The sequence below is a fragment of the Virgibacillus sp. M23 genome, assembly GCF_034190895.1.
GTDB classification, from domain to species: domain Bacteria; phylum Bacillota; class Bacilli; order Bacillales; family Amphibacillaceae; genus Virgibacillus; species Virgibacillus salarius.
Genome location: NZ_JAWDHA010000351.1, coordinates 1 through 403, shown reverse-complemented (window position 1 = coordinate 403; position 403 = coordinate 1). Strand labels below are relative to the sequence as shown.

The window sequence follows — 403 nt, the reverse complement described above, 5'->3', positions numbered from 1 at the left end:
GGACCTTGTAGGACTCGAACCTACGACCGGACGGTTATGAGCCGTCTTCTCTAACCAACTGAGCTAAAGGTCCATTGGTAGCGGCGGAGGGGATCGAACCCCCGACCTCACGGGTATGAACCGTACGCTCTAGCCAGCTGAGCTACACCGCCAAATATTTTTTAGAAACCAAGTGGAGCCTAGCGGGATCGAACCGCTGACCTCCTGCGTGCAAAGCAGGCGCTCTCCCAGCTGAGCTAAGGCCCCAGGAATGGTCGGGAAGACAGGATTCGAACCTGCGACCCCATGGTCCCAAACCATGTGCTCTACCAAGCTGAGCTACTTCCCGATTTCATATAGATCATGGCGCGCCCGAGAGGAGTCGAACCCCTAACCTTTTGATCCGTAGTCAAACGCTCTATCC

4 tRNA genes are annotated in these 403 nt (G+C 55.6%); all 4 read right to left on the bottom strand.

Annotation, left to right across the window (positions count from 1 at the left end):
• Positions 1 to 73, bottom strand: a tRNA-Ile gene (locus tag RVS70_RS22950).
• A 2-nt stretch (positions 74 to 75) separates the two neighbouring features.
• Positions 76 to 152 (bottom strand) — tRNA-Met (locus RVS70_RS22945).
• 21 nt (positions 153 to 173) lie between these two features.
• Positions 174 to 246, bottom strand: a tRNA-Ala gene (locus tag RVS70_RS22940).
• Between the two features lie 5 nt (positions 247 to 251).
• A tRNA-Pro gene (locus tag RVS70_RS22935) sits at positions 252 to 328 on the bottom strand.
• Positions 329 to 403 lie beyond the last annotated feature (75 nt).